Below are 401 nucleotides of genomic sequence, written 5' to 3'. Positions count from 1 at the left end.
TTCTTTGCCTTTTATGCACGATTGACGAAACAGGACCATTTGATCAATCGCCTGATTTCCCGTTATTTATCACCCGTATGGGAGATCACCAACGTGTTCTTTGTTTTCTTTTACATCGGCATTATCGGTTTCTTTCCAGATACGGCCTATTATTACGGCTCAGCTCTAATCGTTCCTGGCAGCATTGCCGTTGTTTTGCTCGCCATTCGGGGTTCGTTTTATGCTTTTGAAAATTATGGATCGAAAAACAACATCGTATATCTGTTTTTATATGGCGCTACGGGTTTGCTGATTCCTGCATCGTTGTCAGTGGCACTGACACTGTCTGAAGGCGGTTTTATTTTGCAGCAAGGTGAGACGGTTTCCCTGAATTATTGGGCCCTGTTTACCAATCCGTTATC

The 401-nt window shown here is 43.4% G+C and carries 1 protein-coding gene; it reads left to right on the top strand.

The features are described 5' to 3' along the window. Positions 1 to 401, top strand: a 401-nt coding sequence (locus tag P364_RS0134630; protein ID WP_024634520.1) for a cytochrome d ubiquinol oxidase subunit II, incomplete at both ends; no start/stop codon positions are given.

The sequence above is a fragment of the Paenibacillus sp. MAEPY2 genome (assembly GCF_000499205.1).
Classification (GTDB): domain Bacteria; phylum Bacillota; class Bacilli; order Paenibacillales; family Paenibacillaceae; genus Paenibacillus; species Paenibacillus vandeheii.
This window is presented reverse-complemented; position numbering and strand designations above follow the sequence as displayed.